This window comes from Halorubrum sp. BV1 (assembly GCF_000746205.1).
In the GTDB taxonomy this organism is placed as follows: Archaea; Halobacteriota; Halobacteria; order Halobacteriales; family Haloferacaceae; genus Halorubrum.
In genome coordinates this window covers 114210-132890 of record NZ_JQKV01000006.1, presented here as the reverse complement: position 1 = coordinate 132890, position 18681 = coordinate 114210, and the positions used below count along the sequence as shown (strand labels likewise).

Sequence of the window (18681 nt, the reverse complement as noted above, 5' to 3'; positions counted from 1 at the left end):
CCGCGAGGCCTCGGCGCTCGCGGCTATCCGAAAAGGCCTATAGTCACCCGGTTTCGTAGGGAGAGTGAATGGACGACTCGGACCGGTCGCGCGAGGATCCCTCGGCTCCGGCGGACGACGCGGTCGGCGACGACGAGACGGCCGGCGGCGGCGACACCGCGACGGTCGACAGCGGCGATACTGCGGGGGATTCCGGCGAGACCGACGACACCACCACCGACGACGTCGGGAGCGGAGAGACCACCGCCGACGACTCCGTGTCTCCGGCCGACGACTCGGCGGCAGACGAGTCCGAGTCCGCCGAGTTGACTCCGCTCGACAGACACGACGGGTCCGCGCGATGGGAAGACACCGACCCCGGAGAAGCCGAGAGCGGGGAGGGTGATGACGCCACCGGGAGCGACACCAACGCCGGTGACGCCGAAGATACCGAAGATGCAGACGTCGAAGACGCAGACGCCGAAGACGACATCGGCGACTCGCTGTCCGACGAGGAGATAGGCGGCATCAACGCCCCGGAGTCGGACCAAGAGATGCCGCTTGCGGACCACATCGAGGAGATGATGCGGCGGCTCGCCGTCGTCTTCGTCTTCGGGGGGATCGCGACGCTCGTCGTGGTCGCGCAGTCGACGGAGCTGATCAACTACTTCTGGAGCTACCACATCCCCGCGCCGCTGGAGAACCGCCCGCGGCTGTACGGCCCGCTCGAACTGCCGCTCACCCGGCTGAAAGTCGCCGGGCTGGCGGGCGTCGTCGTCGGGCTTCCCGCGTTCGTCTACCAGACATACCGGTTCATGAAGCCGGGGCTGTACCCGAACGAGCGGCGGTACTACCTCGCCGCGGTGCCGACGAGCCTCGTGCTCGGCGGCATCGGCATCGCGTTCGCGCACTTCCTCGTGTTGCCCGCGATCTTCTCGTATTTTACCACCTACACCTCCGACGCCGCGACGATCGCCTTCGGGCTCGCGGAGACGTTCAACCTGATCGTCATCATGCTCGCGTTCATGGCGATCGTCTTTCAGATCCCGCTTTTCATCATGCTCGCCATCATGATGAACATCGTCACCCGACAGTGGCTGGAGGCGAAGCGACTGATATTCTGGGGGTCGTTCCTCGGGATCGCCTTTCTGTTCAGTCCCGACCCGACCGGGATGGCTCCGATCATCGTGACGCTCACCATGATCGTCCTCTTCGAGGGGACGCTCGCGATCTTGCGCTGGACCGGGAACTAGCTCGGTTGGGTCTTCGCGACGCCGCGAGCGTCCTCACGCCACGTCGCGCTCCGGAACCAAGTCGATCCGATAGGTCGCCCCGCCTGCAGGGGTCCGGTCGACGGCGACGACGACGAACGACCGCTCGCCGACATCGATCATGTCGCCGGTGGCGAGCGGTCCGGGCGTGCCGCCGGTGTCGCGCCCCTCCACACGCTCGATGGTCGCGTGCGAGCGCCCGTGCGATCGATCGCGAATCACGGTCGGTTCGGCGGCGTCGTCGCGGGCGTCGCCGTCGTCTGCCCAGGCGGCGAGCGCCTCGGGTCCGACGCCGATGGCAGCTTCGCCCGACGCTATCGCTCGCGCCCAGAAGGCGTCGCCGGGAGCGAACGGGCGCAGTCGCGACGCGAGTTCGGATCGGCTGAGTCGTTGCATACGGCGACTCTCACAGCCAGAGTAGTTGTGCGTGTCGGGTCTCTTCGAACTCCAGCACGGTCTCCTCGTCGACGATCCCGGCCTCGACCGCGACGGCGACGGCCTCGGTGCCGACGATGTTCGCGACCTGCGCGCGGTGGAGGCCGGCGACGACCGCCTCCGCGTCCGCCTCGACGGCGTCGTCGCCGCCGTAGAACTCCTCGCTCACCGTGAGCGTCACCGGTCCGTCTTCGAACGTCTCGCCGAGACAGTCGGGGTCACAGACGGAGACGAGCGTCCCCTTCGGAGTCTCTCGCTCGCGAAGGAGCATTCAGAACCCCTCTGGTCCCTCGCCCTGAAGTTCGCGCTCCGGCTCCTCGTCGCCGCGGCCGCCGGAGCCGCGGCCGCCCCGGCCACCAGCGCCGTCTGCGCCACCCGTACCGCCGCGACCGCCTGCACCGCCGCGACCGCCCGCACCGCCCGGCCCCGGTGCCTGCCCAGTCTGTTCGTCGATCAGTTGCTCTTCGGTCTCCTGACGCAGTTCGTCTGCGCGGTCTGCGACCGCCTCCGCCTGCTCGTGGTCGCCCGCCTCCTCTAACGCGCGGGCCTTCTCCTCTAACACGTCGGCGCTGCGGTAACCGAGGCGGATCGCGTTGTCGAAACAGCTCACGGCGTCCTCGGCGAGCCCGCGCTCGACGAGCAGGAACCCGCGGTTGTACCACGCCTCCGCGAACCGGGGGTCGGTCTCGACCGCGCGCTCGGCGTGTTCGAGCGCCTGCTCGCCGCGGCCGGACTCCCAGAGCGCGTACGCGAGGTTGGTCTCGGCGGTCGCGGCGTGCTCGGAACTGTCGTCGATCCGCAGCGCCTCCTTGTACGCGCCGATCGCCTGGTCGAACTCCTCTAGCTCGGCGTGGGCCGCACCCTTGTTCACCCACGCCTCCTGCGCGTCGAGGGAGTCCTCCTCGGCGAACTGGGCCGCGCGTTCGAACGTCTCCGTCGCCTCTTCGAAGCGGTTGATGCTCATGTACGAGAGTCCGACGTCGACGAGCTGTTCGACGTCGACCTCGTCGCTCCCGACGTTCCGTCGGTCGAGGATGTCCGTGAGAACCCGCGAATCGACGGGATCGACCGTGGTGGGGTCGGCGTCAAGCTCCTCCGGATCGAGGGTGAACTCCTCGTAGTCGGCGTCGACGCCCTGCCCCGCGGAGAACTCGTGGCGGTCGTCGTCGCGTTCGTCGGTCATATGCCCGCGTTTGGCGGCCACGACGCGTAAGGGTTGCGTCGGCGACCGACGATCGGGCCGTCACGGGCGGGTTCGCGTCCGAAGATGTCCCGAGGACGCTCAGAACACGCCGGGACCGCCCTCCTCTCTGAGCTGCCGCCGCCCGCTGATGATACTCGGCGTGCCGCCCGTCTGGATGATGTTGAACGCGGTCATCAGGTCGGACCGGGAGATGATCCCGACGAGTCGCCCCTGCGCGTCGATCACGGGCAGCCGACCGACGTCGTGTTGCTGCATCGTCTGGAGGGCGGTCACCGCGTCGGCACCCGGACCGACCGCGACCACGTCCGTCGCCATCACGTCGTCGACGCGGTAGGCGTCGCGCTCGACCTCGCGGACCGAGCGCGCGTCTTCGAGCGTCACCATCCCGACGAGGTCGTCGCCGTGGAGGACGGGGTAGCCGGTGTGACGCTCCTCGAACATCCGGCTCATCAGGTCGGCGACGGAGGCGTCCGGCGTCACGGTGTGGAGGTCCTCTCGGCGGGTCATCACGTCGGCGACGGTGACGTCCTCGAAGGCGGCCTTCAGCGTCGTCTGCTGGGCCTCGCCCGAGGCCGCCATGTAGACGAAGAGGGCCAACACGATGAGCAGGAGCTGGAGGGTGAACAGACCGAAGAGGCCCATGAAGAAGGCGAACATCTTGCCGATCGCGGCCGCGCGCTGGGTTGCCTGTGCGTGCGGCTGGCTCCGCGCCAAGAGCGCCCTGAGTACCCGCCCGCCGTCCATCGGGAACGCCGGGAGCATGTTGAATCCCGCGAGGACGACGTTCAACAGCGCGAGGTAGCCGAACACGAACAGGACGGCGTTCGCCCCGGCCGGTGCGAGCGCGAACACGCCGTAACAGGCGGCACCGACCGCGACGCTCACCACGGGACCGGCGACCGCGATCCAGAACTCGTGTTTCCAGTCTTCGGGGAACTCCGCGAAGTTGGCGAGCCCGCCGAGCAGCCACAGCGTGATCGACTCGATCTCGTATCCGTACCGCATCGCGACGATCGAGTGACCGAACTCGTGGAGGAGGACGCCGCCGAACAGCCCGAGCGCGGCCGCGAGCCCGAGCGCCCACGGCGTGAACCCACCCTCGATCGCGGCCGGCGCGATACCCGCCCCGAGCGCGTCGTTCATCACGCCCGCTATCATTCCCACCTGCGACCCGATGAGGTAAGCGAAAAGCGGCAGCACGATGAGAAACGTCCAGTTGAGCCTGACCGGGATCCCGAGAACGGTCCCGATCTTGATTCCGCGCATATCTTGAGAGTGGGTCGGTGGCCGCTTAAACGTCCGGTCGTGGCCGGCCGACGGTATCGTTCGAGAGGGAGTGGTCCGAGACGCCTCCCGGACGGTTCCGATCCCGCCCGCCACGATTTATACGGTCGCGCCACCGAGAACATGGTATGAGCGAGGCTGACACCTCGGGAATCGACGGGGCGGTGCTGAAGCGCACGGACGCGGTCGACGCCGAGACGGTCGACGCCGCGGAGGGACTGACGAAGCGCGTCCTCCTCGACGAGTCGGACGGCGCGCCGCACTTCGCGATGCGGCAGTTCGAGCTGGCGGCCGGCGCGGCGGTCCCGCGCCACACGAACGAGATCGAACACGAGCAGTACGTGCTCTCGGGCGAGTACGTCGTCGGGATCGGCGACCGGGAGCACGCGGTGAGTCCCGGCGACGCCCTGCTCATCCCGGCAGGTGTCGAACACTGGTACAGAAACGAGGGCGACGAGCCGGGGTCGTTCATCTGCGTCGTGCCGAACGGCGACGACGCGATCGAACTGGTGGAGTAGCTACTCCAGCGTGCCGACCCGATCGGCAACGTAGCCGAACTGGTCGCGGTAGCCGTACGGCGATAAGAGAACGGGGTAGAAGGGTTCCGCGGCGCGGAGCGGTTCGCCGTCGGCGGCCGCGAAGCGGTCGCCCGCCTCGACGCGCTCGAAGTTGCGCGCGAACACCTCGTACTCCTCGGCGGCCGGCTTCGGGATGCGGTCGCGCAGGCGGAACACCGCCACGTCCTCGCGGCCGCCGGCGTCGACCACGTCTTCCGCCCCCGGCGCGGGGAGCGCGCCGGTCGCGGCGAGGAACGCCCGCGTCAGCCAGTAGGCATTGTCGGCCGCGTTCTCGGAGCCCTGAAGCCCAGCCTCGACTTCGATCGTGTGCGGGTGCTCGATGAGCCGCCCCTCGGTGAACGCGTCGGTCTGGATCACCGCGTCGACCGGGAGGTGCGGCGCGGTCGCCCGAGCGACCTCGTCCATCGAGTCGATCACGGCGAACGGTTCCGGGTACGACTGCGTCGAGTGAATCGCGAGCGTGGTACACCCCTCGACCGCGTCGAGCAGATCGGCCGCGAGCCGCTCTTCGTGTTGATCGGACGCTGAATCGCCCGGAAACACCCTGTTGAGGTCGGCGTCGAGGTAGCGGACGCCGGCGTCGAGCGCGGACTCGTTCGCGACGATCAGTCGCACCGGTCGCTCGACGTCGGGGTCGGCGTCGAGGAGTCGCCGGATCGCGCGGGCACCGCAGGGCTCGTCGCCGTGGATCGCGCCGACGACCGCGACCTCCGGCTCGCCCTCGCCCAGTTCGTACACGTCCATACGCGACACACGTCCCCCGCGGGTAAGTGGCGTTCGGATCGCGGCCGTGTTTCCAGCGGACTCAGTGCGTCTCGTCTATCTGGGCCGCGTACTCGTAGTCCGCCGGATACGCCTCGGGCGTGACACCGTCGAGCGGGATCTTCCACCCGTCGACCGACGCGGGGTCGTCGAGCGCGGCGCGAAGCGTCGAGCGGACCTCGTCGACGTCGACGCCGTAGAAGTCGCCCGGGAGACCGCCGAGGTACTGCAGCGCGGTCTCGAAAAGCGATCGCATGCCGGCGTCGTTCTCGAAGTCGGCGCGCTTGTGCGCGCCCGCAGCGACCTGTACCATCCCGTGGAGGAACGCGGACTCCGCGGTGCCGTTCCCGTAGTTGTACCACTCGTCTTCGAAACAGTCGTGCGCCTCGTGGAACTCGGCGGCGTTGAACAGCCGGACGCCGTGCTCCGTCGCCCGCCGGAGCGTAGCGTGCTCCCAGTAGCCGCTCGCGACCCGCGCGTCGTCGGCCTCGCGGTCCGCGCCGCGGTCCGCGTCGGCCGGCGGGAGCGCGTCCCGCTCCGGCGCGTGCCACCCGGTCGGGTTCCCGAGCGGCGGCGCGACGCCGGGATCGCGGGTGTGATCGTCCATGAAGCGATCTCTCGCGCGCAGCGACCTAACCGTTTCGCGGGCGTCTTCGAGAGGCCGGCTCCTCCCGAGCTATCGCGGTCGTTCCGCTTCCGGTCTGACGGCTGTGCCGGAGTCGAGGCCGCGCCGTGACCCGAAAGCGCTGCCGATATCCGCGGGACACTTTACCGTTCAGTCCGTACGTTCACGCATGGAGCCCGCAGAGGAGCCGGCGTCGACGGGGGGAGCCGAGTCGGTCGGCGTCGACGAGTCGACCGGAACTGCGGACCGCGCCGACGACGCCCACCGAACTGATCCTGCGGACCGCGCCGACTCGATCGACGCCGCCGAGTCGATTGTCCACGCGCTCGGCGACGGCGCGTACGTGCTCGACGCGGATCGGAACCGCGTGTTCGTCAACGACCGGCTCCGCGAGGTGACGGAGTTCTCGGAGGCGGTTCTCCACGGAACTCACCCGGAGCGGGTCGTCGACGAAGGGTACTGGGACCCGGAGATGGGCGAGCGCTACCGGGACGCGGTCGATCGCGTGCTCGCCGGCGACACGCCCGACGAGCGCGTCCAGCTCACGACGACGCTCGCGGACGGATCGAGGGTGACGACGGAGACGCGGCTCACTCCGATCGAGCGCGACGGCGAGGTCGTCGGCGTCGTGGGCGTCATCCGCGACGTCACCGAATGGGTCGAGCGCGAGCGGGAACTGGAACGACTCAACGACCGGCTCGAACGCCTCGCCGGCTTCCTCTCGCACGACCTTCGAAACCCGCTCGGGATCGCGCAGGGGTACCTCGATCTGGCGCGGGAGACGGGCGACCTCGATCAGCTCGATCCGGCTGACGAGGCGCTCGACCGGATCGAGTCGCTGATCGACGACGCGCTCGTCATGGCTCGCGACCCCGAGGCGATACGCATCGACGCCGGACCGGTCGACCTCGGCGAGCTCGCGGTCGACTGCTGGAAGTCCGGCGACTTCGGCGAGCCCGCGGCGGCCGCCGAGCTGGTCGTCGAGGACGCCCGGCCGGTCCGCGGCGACGAAGCCCTGCTCAGGCGGGCGGTCGGGAACCTGATCGGGAACGCGATCGACCACGCCGGCGACGCGCCGACGGTCCGCGTCGGGGTCGACGACCGCGGGATCTACGTCGCCGACGACGGCCCGGGGCTCGACGCGGTCGACGATAGCGGGGAGCTGACCGAGTTCGGCGTCTCGAACGACGGCGGCACTGGTATCGGGCTGACGATAGTCGAGCGCGTCGCGACCGCGCACGGGTGGGACCTAGATATCGGCGAGTCGGCCTCGGGCGGCTTCCGGGCGACGCTGGTTGGTGCGGAACCGACGAGATAAAGGGCACCGCCGGAGTAGGACCGGCCGCGTGCGAGGGTAGCCAAGCCCGGAAACGGCGGCGGACTCAAGATCCGCTCCTGTAGAGGTCCGTGGGTTCAAATCCCTCCCCTCGCATGAGCGCGCCACAACGCGCGAATGCACGATGGGGGAGGATTTGAATCAGGGAGCGCCTCTGGCGCGACCGTGGTTCAAATCCCTCCCCCCGCATCGCCGGGGTCCACACCCCGTGATGCGGAAGACGCTCTCGGAGCGCTCTTCCCTCGCAAAATTCACTTCGAACGCTGATACGACGCGAGCCGCACGCTCGTCTCGCCGTGCAGCGATACCCATTACCGGCCGGAGCCGCTATCCGGGGCATGGCCTCGGAGTCCTGTGACGTCTGCGAGCGGTCCGTCAGGATCGCCGGCGGTATCGGTGACCTGTGGAACTTCGCGTTCGAGTCGACGCAGGGACTCACCCTCGAACTCACCGACGGCTCCGAGTTCTTCCTCTGTTTCGATTGCATGGAGCGCCTCCCGGACGACCGCGAGCCGACCGCCGCGGACGTGGCCGATCTCCGCGATCGGACCGATCCCGTCGAGGAGGACAGGAACTCCTTCTGGCACTGGGGGTGAGCGGGGGTGTCGGAGTATCGCCTACAGTTCGCCTTTCGTGCTCGGCGTGTCGCTCCGGCGCTCGTCGAGCCGCGTGGCGTCGTCGAGCGCGCGCGCCAACGCCTTGAATAGCGCCTCGACTTCGTGGTGGGCGTTGTCGCCGCGCTCGATCTCGGCGTGGAGCGTGAGCCCGGCGTTGTGCGCCAGAGAGAGCGCGACGTGGTCGGCCATGACGCTCGTGAACTCGCCTATCTGCGCCTGTGAGAACTCGCCCGAGAAGTCGTAGTACGGGCGACCGGCCACGTCGACGACGACGCTCGCGACCGCCTCGTCGAGCGGGACCCGGCGGTCCGCGTACCGCCGAATGCCGCGCTTGTCGCCGAGCGCCTCGTCGAACGCCTCGCCAAGACAGATAGCCACGTCTTCGACGGTGTGGTGGTCGTCGATGTCGAGGTCGCCGTCACAGGAGACGGTCAGATCGAACAGGCCGTGTTTCGCGAACGATTCGAGCATGTGGTCGTAAAATCCGATCCCGGTCGAGACCTCGCTGTCGCCGTCGCCGTCGATAGCGAGGGTGAGGTCTATCGTCGTCTCGGCCGTCTCACGGGAGACCGCCGCGACGCGGTCGTGATCGCTCATACCCGACCGTCGGCGGGGACTGTTAAGGGGATTGCGGGTGGCGAGGCGTTTCTCGGGGGCGATCGGGCCGCAGACGAGGCGATCGACGGTGGATATATCACGGTGTCGAGAGTTGTCTCGGATCGCATGGGTGGATCCGACGCGCCGGAGGCGTTCACCGACGTGATCGACGCCGACACCGGAGAGGGCGAACTCGAACGGACGATCGGCCTCGTCGGCGGGCTCGCGATCGGCGTCGGGACGATGATCGGCGCGGGAATCTTCGTGTTTCCGGGGCTCGCGGCCGAGAACGCCGGACCCGCGGCCGCGCTCTCCTTCGCGATCGGCGCGGTCGTCGCGCTGCTCGTGGCGTTACCGGCGTCGGAACTCGCCACGGCGATGCCGAGAAGCGGCGGCGGATACTTCTTCATCTCCCGCGGGCTCGGAACCGCGCCCGGGGCGGTCGTCGGCGTCGGGCTCTGGCTCGGGCTCGTGTTCGCCTCCGCGTTCTACCTCGTCGGGCTCGGGAGCTACGCCGGACAGGTGTTCCTCGAAGCGGGGATCGCGCTCCCGATCGATCCCGCGATCCCCCTCGGCGTTGCCTTCGGCGTCGGGCTCACGGTCTTGAGTCTCTTCGGGACCGAGAACACCGCCGCGCTCCAGAACGCGATCGTGATCTCGCTTCTGGTCATTCTCACGATCTTCTTGAGCTACGGGTCCCTCGACGCGCTCGGCGTGTTCGGGGCAGAGCGCGTGCCGGAGCGCTTCTTCCCGCCCGGCGGCCTGCTTCCGGTGCTCCAGACGGCGGCGCTCGTCTTCACGTCGTACCTCGGGTTCGCGCAGGTCGCGACCGTCGCGGGCGACATCACGGAGCCGAGTCGGAACCTGCCGCTGGCGATGGTCGGGTCCGTTCTCCTCGTCGGCGTCTTCTACGTCGTGACCATATTCGTCGCCACGAGCGCGTTCGGCAGCGCCCGCCTCGGCGAGTTCGGCGAGACCGCGATGGTCGAGGTCGCCCGCTCGTTCGTCGGGTTTCCCGGGGCGCTCGCGATCGTCGTGGCCGGGCTGTTGGCGACGTTCTCCAGCGCGAACGCCTCGATCCTCAGCGCCTCCCGCGCGGTGTACGCGGTGAGCCGCGACGGGATCGTCCCGGAGAGTGCGAGCCGGCTCAACCTCCGATACGGCACGCCGCACGTCGCGCTCGGGCTCGCCGGCGGCCCGATCGTCGTCCTAGCGGCGACGGGGCAGGTGGAACTGCTCGCGGAGGTCGCCTCCTTCCTCCATCTGGTGATGTACGGGCTGATCTGCGTCGGGCTGATACAGCTCCGGCGGGAGAGCCCGTCATGGTACGACCCGTCGTTCCGCTGTCCGGCCGGGTTCGCCGTCGCCGGACTCGGAGCGCTCGCGAGCTTCGCGCTCATCGCGTTCATGCGGCCGGCGTCGATCGGCGTCGGCGTCGGCGTCATGATCGCGGCGTACGGCTGGTACCGGTACTACGCAACGGACGTCGAACTCAAAGGTGACTTTTGAGATGACCGAACCCACGCAAGGCGGCGGATCGACCGGGGACGAAAGAGCGAGCGAGACTGGCAGACCGGCCGGGGGCGGCGGACCGGCCGAGACCGGAGAGCCGACTCCCGACGGGGGGCAGCCGGGAGACGAGCGGCCGTCCGTGCTCGTTCCGATCGAGGTGTTGGAGGGCGAATCGATCCCGACCGGAACGCCCGCACTGCTCGCGAACGCCCACGTCGTTCTGTGCGGCTATCACGTCATTCCCGACCAGACCGCGACCGAGCAGGCGCGCGAGCAGTTCGGCGAGACGGGGATGTCGAAGCTCGAGTCGTTCGCCGACACGCTCACCGACGCCGGGGCCGACGTCGAGACGCGTCTCGTGTTCACACACGACAAGGAGACCACGATCGACCGGCTCATCTACGAATACGACTGTCTCGCGGTGTTGGTCCCGAACAGCACGGAGCGCGTGGATTCGGTGCTCGTCGCGCTCCGCGGCACGGTCGGCGTCGGACGGAACACGCGGCTCGTCGCCGGGCTGTTCGCCGACGCGGACGTGGACGTGACGCTGTACCACGCCCTCGACGAGGGCGAATCGATCGAAGACGGCGAGTCGTTCCTGAGCGGAGCCCGGTCGGACCTCGTCGAGCGCGGCGTGGACGCCGACGCGATCGAGACGGTCGTCGAGGACGCCGACGTTCCGATCGACGCAATCGCGAGCCGGGCGGCGTCACACGACGCGGTCGTGATGGGCGAGACCGACCCCTCGGTCACGACGTTCGTGTTCGGAATGCCGTCCGAGAAGGTCGCAGACCGGTTCCTCGGACCCGTGCTCGTTGTGCAACGCGCGCGTCCAGAGGAGTGAGAGAGTCCCGGGGAGAGAGCGAGATCAGGCATCGTCCGCGGCCGCCTGCGCCTCTCGCAGCGTGAACGTTCCCTCGTAGAGCGCGGTGCCGACGACGACCGCGGCCGCGCCGGCCTCCTTCAGGGCGACCACGTCGTCGGTCGTCGCGACTCCGCCCGAGGCGACGACCGGGACGTCGACCGCCTCGACGACGCGTTCGACCGCGGTCCGGTCGATCCCCGCCAGCTGTCCCTCGACGTCGACGTTCGTGAACAGGACCGCGCCAGCGCCGAGGTCCGCGTAGCGACTCGCGGCCTCGGCCGGATCAAGGCCGGTCCCCTCGGTCCACCCGCCCACGACGACCTCGCCGTCTTTCGCGTCGAGGCTGACGACGACGCTGTTTGGGTGGGTCTCGTCGATCGCGGCGACGATCTCGGGCGACTCGACGGCCGCGGTGCCCAAGATCACGCGGTCGAGTCCCAGATCGAGGAGGTCGCGAGCGTCATCGGCGGTACGGATGCCGCCGCCGAGCTGGAGGCCGACGCCCGCGGGGACGGCCTCGACGACCGACTCGATCGCGGCCGCGTTCGCGCGCTCGCCCTCGAACGCGCCGTCGAGGTCGACGAGGTGGAGCGTCTCGGCCCCCGCGTCGATCCAGCGTTCCGCGGCTTCGACGGGGTCGCCGTAGCGTTTGCCCGTGCCGCGCTCGCCGCCGACCAACTGAACGACCTCGCCGTCTTGCACGTCGACCGCGGGGATAACCTCGAACTCGGGGAAATGCGTCATACGGGAGCGAAGTGGCGGGCGGCGATTAAAGCGGTCGGTCTCGCGGGTCGGAACGCGGTCGGTCTCGCGGGTCGGAACGCGGTCGGTCTCGCGGGTCGGAATGCAGCCCGTTTCTGGAGCGAAAAGCCGCGGTCGAACCCTACAGATATCCGCGGTCGATCGCCGACGCCGATCAGATCTCGACTACCATCCCGTCGGTCGCGCACTCGTGGTCGACCTCGTCGAGGCGGTCGAACATCGTGGTGCTCATGTGGGTCAGTATCGTCCGGTCGGCGTCGATCTCCGACTCGTGTTCGCGGAACGTCGTGTACGTCATGTGGTACGGGATGTCGGCGTCGAAGGCGTACGCCTCACAGATGAAGAGGTCGGCCCCGGCGGCGGCGGCGACGAGGTCGTCGACCCACGCCGTGTCGCCGGAGTAGGTGATCGTCGCGCCGTCGACCTCGACGCGGAGTGCGTAGGAGGGGTCGCCGCTCGGGTGGTCTGCGGGGTACGGCCGCACGTCGATCGGGCCGACGCTCGTCGCCGCGCCGGGCTCTATTTCCACGAACTCAATGTCGAAGGCCTGATCCACCTCGGAGAGCCCGGGGAAGAACACCTCCATCGCCTCCGTAACCCGCGACTCGGTTCCGGGCGGGCCGACGATCGTGAGCGGCTCGGTCCGCTCGGAGGCGAACTGCGCGTCGAGGACGAAAAAGGGGATGCCGGCGAAGTGGTCGCCGTGGAGGTGCGTGAGGAGGATCGTGCCGATCTCGTTGCGATCTAGGTCGTAACGGTTCATCTCGGAGAGCGCCGACGCCCCGCAGTCGACGAGCAGGCGCGTCGAACCCGTATCGACGTGGATGCTAGTCTGGAGCCGGCCGCCGGTGCCGAGCGGGTCGCCGGTACCGAGGAATCTGACCGTCGTCTCGTCCATGCCGCCGGAAGACCGCCGGGGCGCAAATAGCTGACTGTCTTCACGGGAGCCGATCGCACGTCGCGGTCGACGATCCGGGTCGCGGCCCCAATCTCCAAATACGTTGCCCGCGAACTACCTCGTATGTCATCGACTATCGTCCGAGTTGGCGTCGCGCTCCTCGTCGCAGTCGCGCTCGTCGGCGGCGCGGGATCGGTCGTCGCGCAGTCGAGCGGGCAGTCAGCCGACCAGCCCGCGTGGGCCGACAACCTCTTCAGCGATCTAGAGCGCATGCAGCCGCAGTACAACAGCAACATCGGTGAGGTCGACATGAGCTTCGCCGAGGAGCGAGTGTACGATCGGATCAGAGGCAACACCGTCAACGTCTACATCGTCGAGACGGACGTCGTGTTCTCCTTCCGGATGACCGGCGACGGGACCATCACCGAACTCGAACAGTCGAGAAACGACGACGCCGATCTCAAGATGCTCATGACCCGCGAGACGGCGCAGTCGCTCGCGGACAGCGACAATCCCGTGCCGGGGTTCGTCCAGAACGTCCGGAACGGCGAGCGAACCGACGGCACGGTCGAAGGGATCGTCATCACTGGCGAGGACGGAAAGATAAGAAAGCAGGTGACGTGGGGCGTCATAAACGCCGTCAAGGGCTTCTTCTGATCGCGACACGCGCAGACCGACACGGACCGTTTTATAACTACTCGGTGTGATTACTCGGTAATGACCGACGACGCGACGGCTGGCGGTCGCGGTTCTCCGAGCGATACCGGTACCGGCGACGACGGCCTCGGCAGCCGCGCCGCCGACACCGAATCGATCAGCGCGACCGACCGGCACACCCGGCGACGAATCCTCGCGCTCGGCGGTGCGGCCGGAGCCGCTGCGCTCGCGGGCTGTAGCGCCGAGCGGACGAACGGCGACGAGGAATCTGGCGACGACGGTGCCGGCTCTGGCGGCGACGCGGGCGACGACGACACGAGCGAAGAGGAGGACGAAGGTGAGGGAGACGAGGGGAAACCGACGCTCACCGTCGCGACGTACACCAACTTCATCGACGCGCCGTCGGTGAGTCCGGGCGAGTGGCTCAAATCGGAGTTCGAGAGTCGGTTCGACGCCACGCTGGAGTGGGCGACGCCGGACAACGAGATCAACTACTACGTCGAGCGCGCGCAGTCCGGCGTCGGGATCGACGCCGACGTCTACGTCGGCTTCAACACCGAAGACTTGGTTCGGATCGACAGCGAGCTCGACGACGAGCTGTTCGCGGAGGCGGGCGAGATCAGCGGAGCCGAGGACGTCCGCGACGGGCTGTCGTTCGACCCGTTCGGCCGCGCCGTCCCCTTCGACACCGGGTACGTGAGCCTCGTGTACGACGGGACAGAGGCGGAGGCTCCGGCGACCTTCGAGGGACTCCTCGACCCCGAGCACGCGGGGGCGCTCATCGCGCAGAACCCGGGCTCGTCCGCGACCGGTCGCGCCTTCCTCCTCCACACTGTCAACCGGTTCGGCGACGGGCCGGACGGAGCCGTCGAGGGCGAGGACGGCGACCCGGACTACGACTACCTCGACTACTGGACGGACCTCCAGGCCAACGACGTGCGGGTGCTCGGGTCGTGGGACGACGCCTACACCGCGTGGTCGAACGGCGAGGCCCCCATGGTCGTCTCCTACTCGACCGATCAGGTGTTCGCGGACATGGAGGGGGCGAACTTACAGGAACACCAGATCCGCTTTCTGAACGATCAGGCGTACGCCACTCCCGAGGGGATGGCCGTCTTCGCGGAGACCGACCGGCCGGATCTCGCCCGTGAGTTCATGTCGTTCATGCTCGAACCGGAAGTCCAAGGCGAGATCGCCCAGCGGAACGTCGCGTTCCCGGCCACGGACACCGCGACGCTGCCAGACGACTACGCCGAACTGGCACAGGAACCCGCCGATCCGGTGACGTTCTCATACGACGAGCTACGGGGCTCGGTCGGCGGGTGGATCGAAGCGTGGGAACGCCAGTTCGCCGAGAACTGATCGCGCCGTGAACGACCGTCGACGCGCTCAGCGGGACGGCGGGAACCAGTCTCTCTCCGACCGCCTCGAAGGACGGCTGCTGACGCTGCTCGCGGTCGCGACGAGCGCCACGCTCGTCGTCGCCTTCTATTACCCCGTCGGCACCGTCCTGATCGAGGCGGTCCGCGTCGACGGCGGCGTCTCTCTCGGGGCGTTCGCGGAGATCCTCCGCGACCCGTTCTACTTCGGCGAAGCGGCGCGGCTGCTCGCCGGCGACCCCCCGGCGGCGGTCGCTCGCGACCTCGTCTCGCCGGACCGGCGGCTCGGGATCGTCGGCTTCACCGCGTATCAGGCCGCGCTGTCGACGGTCGCGAGCGTCGCGCTCGGCCTCCCGGCCGCGTACCTGCTCGCGCGCTTCGAGTTCCCCGGCCGGCGGACGATCCGATCGCTGACTATCGTCCCGTTCGTGCTCCCGTCGATTATGGTTGCGGTCGGCTTCGTCGCCACCTTCGGACGCAACGGGACGCTCAACGCGATGCTCGGCGCGCTCGGGCTTCCCGCGGTGGACCTGTTGTTCACGCTTGAGGCGATCGTGATCGCCCACGCCTTCTACAACGCTCCGCTCGTCGCGCGGGTGACGACCGCGGCGTGGGAGTCGGTCGACGCCGGCGCGATCGAGACGGCACGGAGCCTCGGCGCGGGACCACTGCGAGCCTTCGTCGACGTGGTCGCGCCGCAAGTGTATCCGGCGGTGTTGACGGGCGCGGCACTCACGTTCGTGTTCACGTTCGGCACGTTCCCCATCGTGCTCGCGCTCGGCGGGTTCCAGCTCGCGACCGTCGAGGTGTTCGTCTACCGGCTCGTTCGCGACCTGAGCTACGCCGAGGCGGCCGCGCTCGCGATCATCGAACTCGTCATCTCGCTCGGCGTTCTGCTCGCGTACCTCCGGTACGAGGCGCAAAGCGCGGTCCGGTCGCGCGGGGCGCGGCCGCTCCCCCGCAAGCCGCTTGTGCCGTCGACGCCGACGGCCCGCGAGTGGGTGTCGCGCGTCGGACTCGCCGCCTACGTCGCCGTCGCCGCGGTCATTTTTCTCGCGCCGATCGCGTCGATGATCCTCGCGAGCGTGACCGGCGGCGACGGGACGCTCACGCTGGAGCACTACCGGTTTCTGGCCGCGAGACAGCGGACCGCGGCCGCGTTTCAGGTCAGACCGTGGCCCGCGATCCGGAACTCGCTCGGGTTCGCGGTCGGGGCGACGCTGCTCGCGCTGCCGATGGGCGTCGTGGTCGCTGTGTTGACGACCCGGCGCTACCGCGGCCGGAAGCTGGTCGACGCCGCCGCGATGGCCCCGCTCGCCGTCTCCGGGATCGTCGTCGGGCTCGGCCTGCTTCGCGGGCTCGTCTTCGGCGTGGAGATCGCGGGCTGGCGGGTCACCGCGTCCGGCGCGGTCGCCATCGTCGTCGCCCACGCGGTGGCGGGGTACCCGTTCGTCGTCCGAACCGTCGCGCCCGGATTGGAGGCGCTCGACCGGTCGCTCGTCGAGTCGGCGCGGGCGCTCGGCGCGTCTCGGGCGCGGGCGCTTCGGGACGTGGAACTACCGCTCGTGTGGCCGGCCGTCGTCGCCGGCGCGGCGTTCGCGTTCGCCATCTCGATCGGCGAGTTCACGGCGACGGTCGTGCTCGCGACGGGGGCCGACGCGTACACGATGCCGATCGCCATCGAACGCTTCATCGGGCGGCGGCTCGGACCGGCGACCGCAATGGGCGTCGTCTTGCTCGTCGTCACCGGCTGCAGTTTCGTCGTGATCGAGCGGCTCGGGGGTGAGAGTCGTGGGGTCTGAGGGGCCACACGAACCCGTCGCGGTCGCGCTCGACGGCGTCACCAAACGCTACGGCGACACCGCCGCGGTCGACGACGTGAGCCTCCGCGTACGCGAGGGGGAGTTTTTCACCTTGGTCGGCCCCTCCGGCTGCGGGAAGACGACGACGCTCCGGCTGATCGCGGGGTTCGAAGCGCCCACGGAGGGGACGATACGGTTCGGCGGCGACTCCGTCGCCGGCGTCCCGCCCGAAGCGCGCGACGTGGGCGTCGTCTTCCAGAACTACGCGCTGTTCCCGCACATGACCGTCGGCGAGAACGTCGCGTACGGGCTCAACTTCGCGGACCCGCCCGGCGGCGTCACCCGAGGAGAGCGCGTCGCAGAGCTTCTGAAGCTTGTCGACCTGCCCGACGCCGCCGACCGAGACCCGGAGAGTCTCTCCGGCGGGCAGAAACAGCGGGTGGCGATGGCGCGGGCGCTCGCGCCGGGACCCGACGTGTTGCTCTTAGACGAGCCGATGAGCGCGCTCGACGCGCGGCTCCGCGAGCGCCTCCGCGTGCAGGTCAAAGCGATCCAGTCCGAGTTGGGGATCACCACCGTCTACGTCACCCACGACCAGGAAGAGGCGCTCGCGATCTCGGACCGCGTCGCCGTGATGTCCGGAGGGACGCCGGAGCAGGTCGCACCGCCCAGAACGGTGTACCGCGAGCCCGCCACGCGGTTCGTCGCAGAGTTCGTCGGCGACAACAACGTGTTTACGGGCCGCGTCGTCGACGCCCGGGGAGACGAGTCCGCCGACGCCGGCACGGCCGCCACACGCGACGACGGAAACAGCGCACGCGGCGAAGACGAGACCGTGATCGAGGTCGACGGACGGCGGTTCCGGATCGGACTCGGGGACCGCGACGTGCGGCCGTCACCCGCTCCCGGCGACCGGCTCACGGTCTGCGTCCGGCCCGAGCACCTGCGGATCGGCGGCGACGGAAACCGCATTACTGCGACCGTCGCGAACGCGGAGTTCCTCGGCGAGACGACGCGGATGACGCTCGACTGGGGCGACCGCGAGATCGTGGTACGCACACGCAACCCGCTCTCCGGAGAGATCGCCGTGGGATTCGATCCCGCGGACGCCCACGTGATCGGCGTCGAGAGGGAGTGAACCCGGGAGCGGCAGTCGCGAGAGACGGCTCCGCGACGCGTCGCGAGCGTTTATATGTGCGAGAATCGTTAGCACAGCTACCACGATGGACCTCCGTTGTGAGGGGTGTGCCGGCTGCTGTGTCGACTGGCGGCCGATAGACGCTGCGGCCGCCGCCGGCTCCGACCGGGCGGGATCACGGCCGCCCCTCGACGACACCTACGGTCTGGTGGCGCTCACCCGCGACGAGGTCGCTCGCTTCGTCGACGACGGCCTCGGCGACGCGCTCGTCCCGCGACTGTTCGAGCCCGCGGAGGGCGACGACCGCGTCACGGTCGACGGGACCGACCTCGCGGCCGTCGACGGTCACCCCGTCTTCGTCGTCGGGCTCCGCAAGCCGCCGAAGCCCGTCGCTCCGATAGGCACCGACGAGCCGCGGTGGCTCGACGCCTGCGTCTTCCTCGATCCGACGACCCTTCAGTGCCGGATCCACGGGTCGGACCGGTACCCGCGAACCTGCGCGAGCTACCCCGGACACAACCTCGCGCTGGACGCCGAGACGGAGTGCGAGCGCGTCGAGGCCGCCGACGGCGGCGAGCGCCTGCTCGACGGCGCGGTTCCCGACGACACGCCGCCGCCGGCGTTCGGCCCGCAGGCGCTCGGGTCGACCGTGTTCGCGCATCCGGACCCCGACGAACTCGACGGCGTCGTCGCCCGCCTCCGCGTCGGGGACGCGGCCGCAGACGACAGGGCGCGGTTCGTCGGCGTCGCCGTCGGCTCGCGACCCGCGTCGCTGTCCGTGGACCGCGAGCGCGCCGCCGAGGCCGCGGCGCGCGTCCGGGAGGCGGACTCGTGGGTCGGCCGGGCGGTCCGCGAGTGGCGCGAGCGCGCGGGAGAGCGCGGCACACCGGTGACGGCCTCGGTCCGCGACCGCGACGAGCTGGTCCGCGAGCTGGAAGACGGGGAGGGGGCACCGGGGACGCCGGGCTGGGAGTGATCGG

At 69.3% G+C, this 18681-nt stretch carries 20 protein-coding genes and 1 tRNA gene; 12 read left to right on the top strand and 9 right to left on the bottom strand.

Translation table 11 applies throughout. The features are described 5' to 3' along the window. Positions 1-68 precede the first annotated feature (68 nt). Positions 69-1232, top strand: coding sequence for a twin-arginine translocase subunit TatC (locus EP28_RS10220; protein ID WP_049983925.1), 1164 nt, complete (start codon positions 69-71; stop codon positions 1230-1232). Between the two features lie 33 nt (positions 1233-1265). Here the strand turns inward: EP28_RS10220 and EP28_RS10215 are convergent, their stop codons facing one another. The 4 genes from EP28_RS10215 to EP28_RS10200 form a co-directional block, all read right to left on the bottom strand. Continuing rightward, positions 1266-1646, bottom strand: a complete 381-nt coding sequence (locus tag EP28_RS10215) for a hypothetical protein (protein WP_049983924.1) — start codon at positions 1644-1646, stop codon at positions 1266-1268. 10 nt (positions 1647-1656) lie between these two features. Next, the gene (locus EP28_RS10210; RefSeq protein ID WP_049983923.1) at positions 1657-1956 is read right to left on the bottom strand and encodes a DUF424 domain-containing protein; all 300 of its coding nucleotides are present in this window, start codon (positions 1954-1956) and stop codon (positions 1657-1659) included. Continuing rightward, positions 1957-2868 (bottom strand): tetratricopeptide repeat protein, encoded by a 912-nt coding sequence (locus EP28_RS10205; RefSeq protein ID WP_049983922.1) that lies wholly within the window; start codon positions 2866-2868, stop codon positions 1957-1959. A gap of 99 nt (positions 2869-2967) precedes the next feature. Beyond that, on the bottom strand, positions 2968-4155 hold the full coding sequence (locus tag EP28_RS10200) for a CBS domain-containing protein (protein WP_049983921.1): 1188 nt from the start codon (positions 4153-4155) through the stop codon (positions 2968-2970). A gap of 146 nt (positions 4156-4301) precedes the next feature. On the opposite strand from EP28_RS10200, the gene EP28_RS10195 reads away from it, so the two are divergent. Beyond that, complete coding sequence (locus EP28_RS10195) at positions 4302-4691, top strand: cupin domain-containing protein (RefSeq protein ID WP_049983920.1); 390 nt, start codon at positions 4302-4304, stop codon at positions 4689-4691. On the opposite strand, the gene EP28_RS10190 is transcribed toward EP28_RS10195, so the two are convergent. Beyond that, positions 4692-5495, bottom strand: coding sequence for a M14 family metallopeptidase (locus EP28_RS10190; RefSeq protein ID WP_049983919.1), 804 nt, complete (start codon positions 5493-5495; stop codon positions 4692-4694). A gap of 61 nt (positions 5496-5556) precedes the next feature. Next, on the bottom strand, positions 5557-6120 hold the full coding sequence (locus EP28_RS10185) for a DUF309 domain-containing protein (RefSeq protein ID WP_049983918.1): 564 nt from the start codon (positions 6118-6120) through the stop codon (positions 5557-5559). Positions 6121-6307: 187 nt separating this feature from the next. Here EP28_RS10185 and EP28_RS10180 point away from each other — a divergent pair, with 187 nt between their 5' ends. The 3 genes from EP28_RS10180 to EP28_RS10170 all read left to right on the top strand — a co-directional run bounded on the left by EP28_RS10180 (position 6308) and on the right by EP28_RS10170 (position 8070). Next, complete coding sequence (locus EP28_RS10180; RefSeq protein ID WP_080506136.1) at positions 6308-7456, top strand: PAS domain-containing sensor histidine kinase; 1149 nt, start codon at positions 6308-6310, stop codon at positions 7454-7456. Between the two features lie 30 nt (positions 7457-7486). Then, positions 7487-7570: transfer RNA gene (locus EP28_RS10175), tRNA-Leu, on the top strand. A 242-nt stretch (positions 7571-7812) separates the two neighbouring features. Beyond that, positions 7813-8070 carry a DUF7561 family protein gene (locus tag EP28_RS10170; RefSeq protein ID WP_049983917.1) on the top strand — a complete coding sequence of 86 codons (258 nt, stop codon included), beginning with the start codon at positions 7813-7815 and terminating at the stop codon, positions 8068-8070. Positions 8071-8091: 21 nt separating this feature from the next. Here EP28_RS10170 and hisB read toward each other — a convergent pair whose 3' ends face one another. Next, positions 8092-8688, bottom strand: a complete 597-nt coding sequence (gene hisB, locus EP28_RS10165) for an imidazoleglycerol-phosphate dehydratase HisB (protein ID WP_049983916.1) — start codon at positions 8686-8688, stop codon at positions 8092-8094. A 126-nt stretch (positions 8689-8814) separates the two neighbouring features. Between hisB and EP28_RS10160 the strand changes: the two genes are divergently transcribed. Both EP28_RS10160 and EP28_RS10155 read left to right on the top strand, forming a co-directional pair. Further along, entirely contained in the window at positions 8815-10197 is a 1383-nt protein-coding gene (locus EP28_RS10160; protein ID WP_049983915.1) for an APC family permease, read from the top strand. 1 nt (position 10198) lies between these two features. Further along, positions 10199-11044 (top strand): universal stress protein, encoded by an 846-nt coding sequence (locus EP28_RS10155; RefSeq protein WP_080506135.1) that lies wholly within the window; start codon positions 10199-10201, stop codon positions 11042-11044. Positions 11045-11068: 24 nt separating this feature from the next. Here the strand turns inward: EP28_RS10155 and hisA are convergent, their stop codons facing one another. Both hisA and EP28_RS10145 read right to left on the bottom strand, forming a co-directional pair. After that, on the bottom strand, positions 11069-11809 hold the full coding sequence (gene hisA, locus EP28_RS10150; RefSeq protein ID WP_049983914.1) for a 1-(5-phosphoribosyl)-5-[(5-phosphoribosylamino)methylideneamino]imidazole-4-carboxamide isomerase: 741 nt from the start codon (positions 11807-11809) through the stop codon (positions 11069-11071). A gap of 172 nt (positions 11810-11981) precedes the next feature. After that, the gene (locus EP28_RS10145) at positions 11982-12725 is read right to left on the bottom strand and encodes an MBL fold metallo-hydrolase (RefSeq protein ID WP_049983913.1); all 744 of its coding nucleotides are present in this window, start codon (positions 12723-12725) and stop codon (positions 11982-11984) included. A 123-nt stretch (positions 12726-12848) separates the two neighbouring features. On the opposite strand from EP28_RS10145, the gene EP28_RS10140 reads away from it, so the two are divergent. The 5 genes from EP28_RS10140 to EP28_RS10120 all read left to right on the top strand — a co-directional run bounded on the left by EP28_RS10140 (position 12849) and on the right by EP28_RS10120 (position 18677). Continuing rightward, positions 12849-13382, top strand: a complete 534-nt coding sequence (locus EP28_RS10140; RefSeq protein ID WP_049983912.1) for a hypothetical protein — start codon at positions 12849-12851, stop codon at positions 13380-13382. A gap of 60 nt (positions 13383-13442) precedes the next feature. Beyond that, entirely contained in the window at positions 13443-14744 is a 1302-nt protein-coding gene (locus tag EP28_RS10135; RefSeq protein ID WP_080506134.1) for a thiamine ABC transporter substrate-binding protein, read from the top strand. Positions 14745-14751: 7 nt separating this feature from the next. Next, positions 14752-16563 (top strand): ABC transporter permease, encoded by a 1812-nt coding sequence (locus EP28_RS10130; RefSeq protein WP_049983911.1) that lies wholly within the window; start codon positions 14752-14754, stop codon positions 16561-16563. Beyond that, complete coding sequence (locus EP28_RS10125) at positions 16553-17701, top strand: ABC transporter ATP-binding protein (protein WP_049983910.1); 1149 nt, start codon at positions 16553-16555, stop codon at positions 17699-17701. The genes EP28_RS10130 and EP28_RS10125 overlap by 11 nt, the downstream gene beginning before the upstream one ends. A gap of 85 nt (positions 17702-17786) precedes the next feature. Beyond that, positions 17787-18677, top strand: a complete 891-nt coding sequence (locus EP28_RS10120) for a YkgJ family cysteine cluster protein (protein WP_049983909.1) — start codon at positions 17787-17789, stop codon at positions 18675-18677. Positions 18678-18681 lie beyond the last annotated feature (4 nt).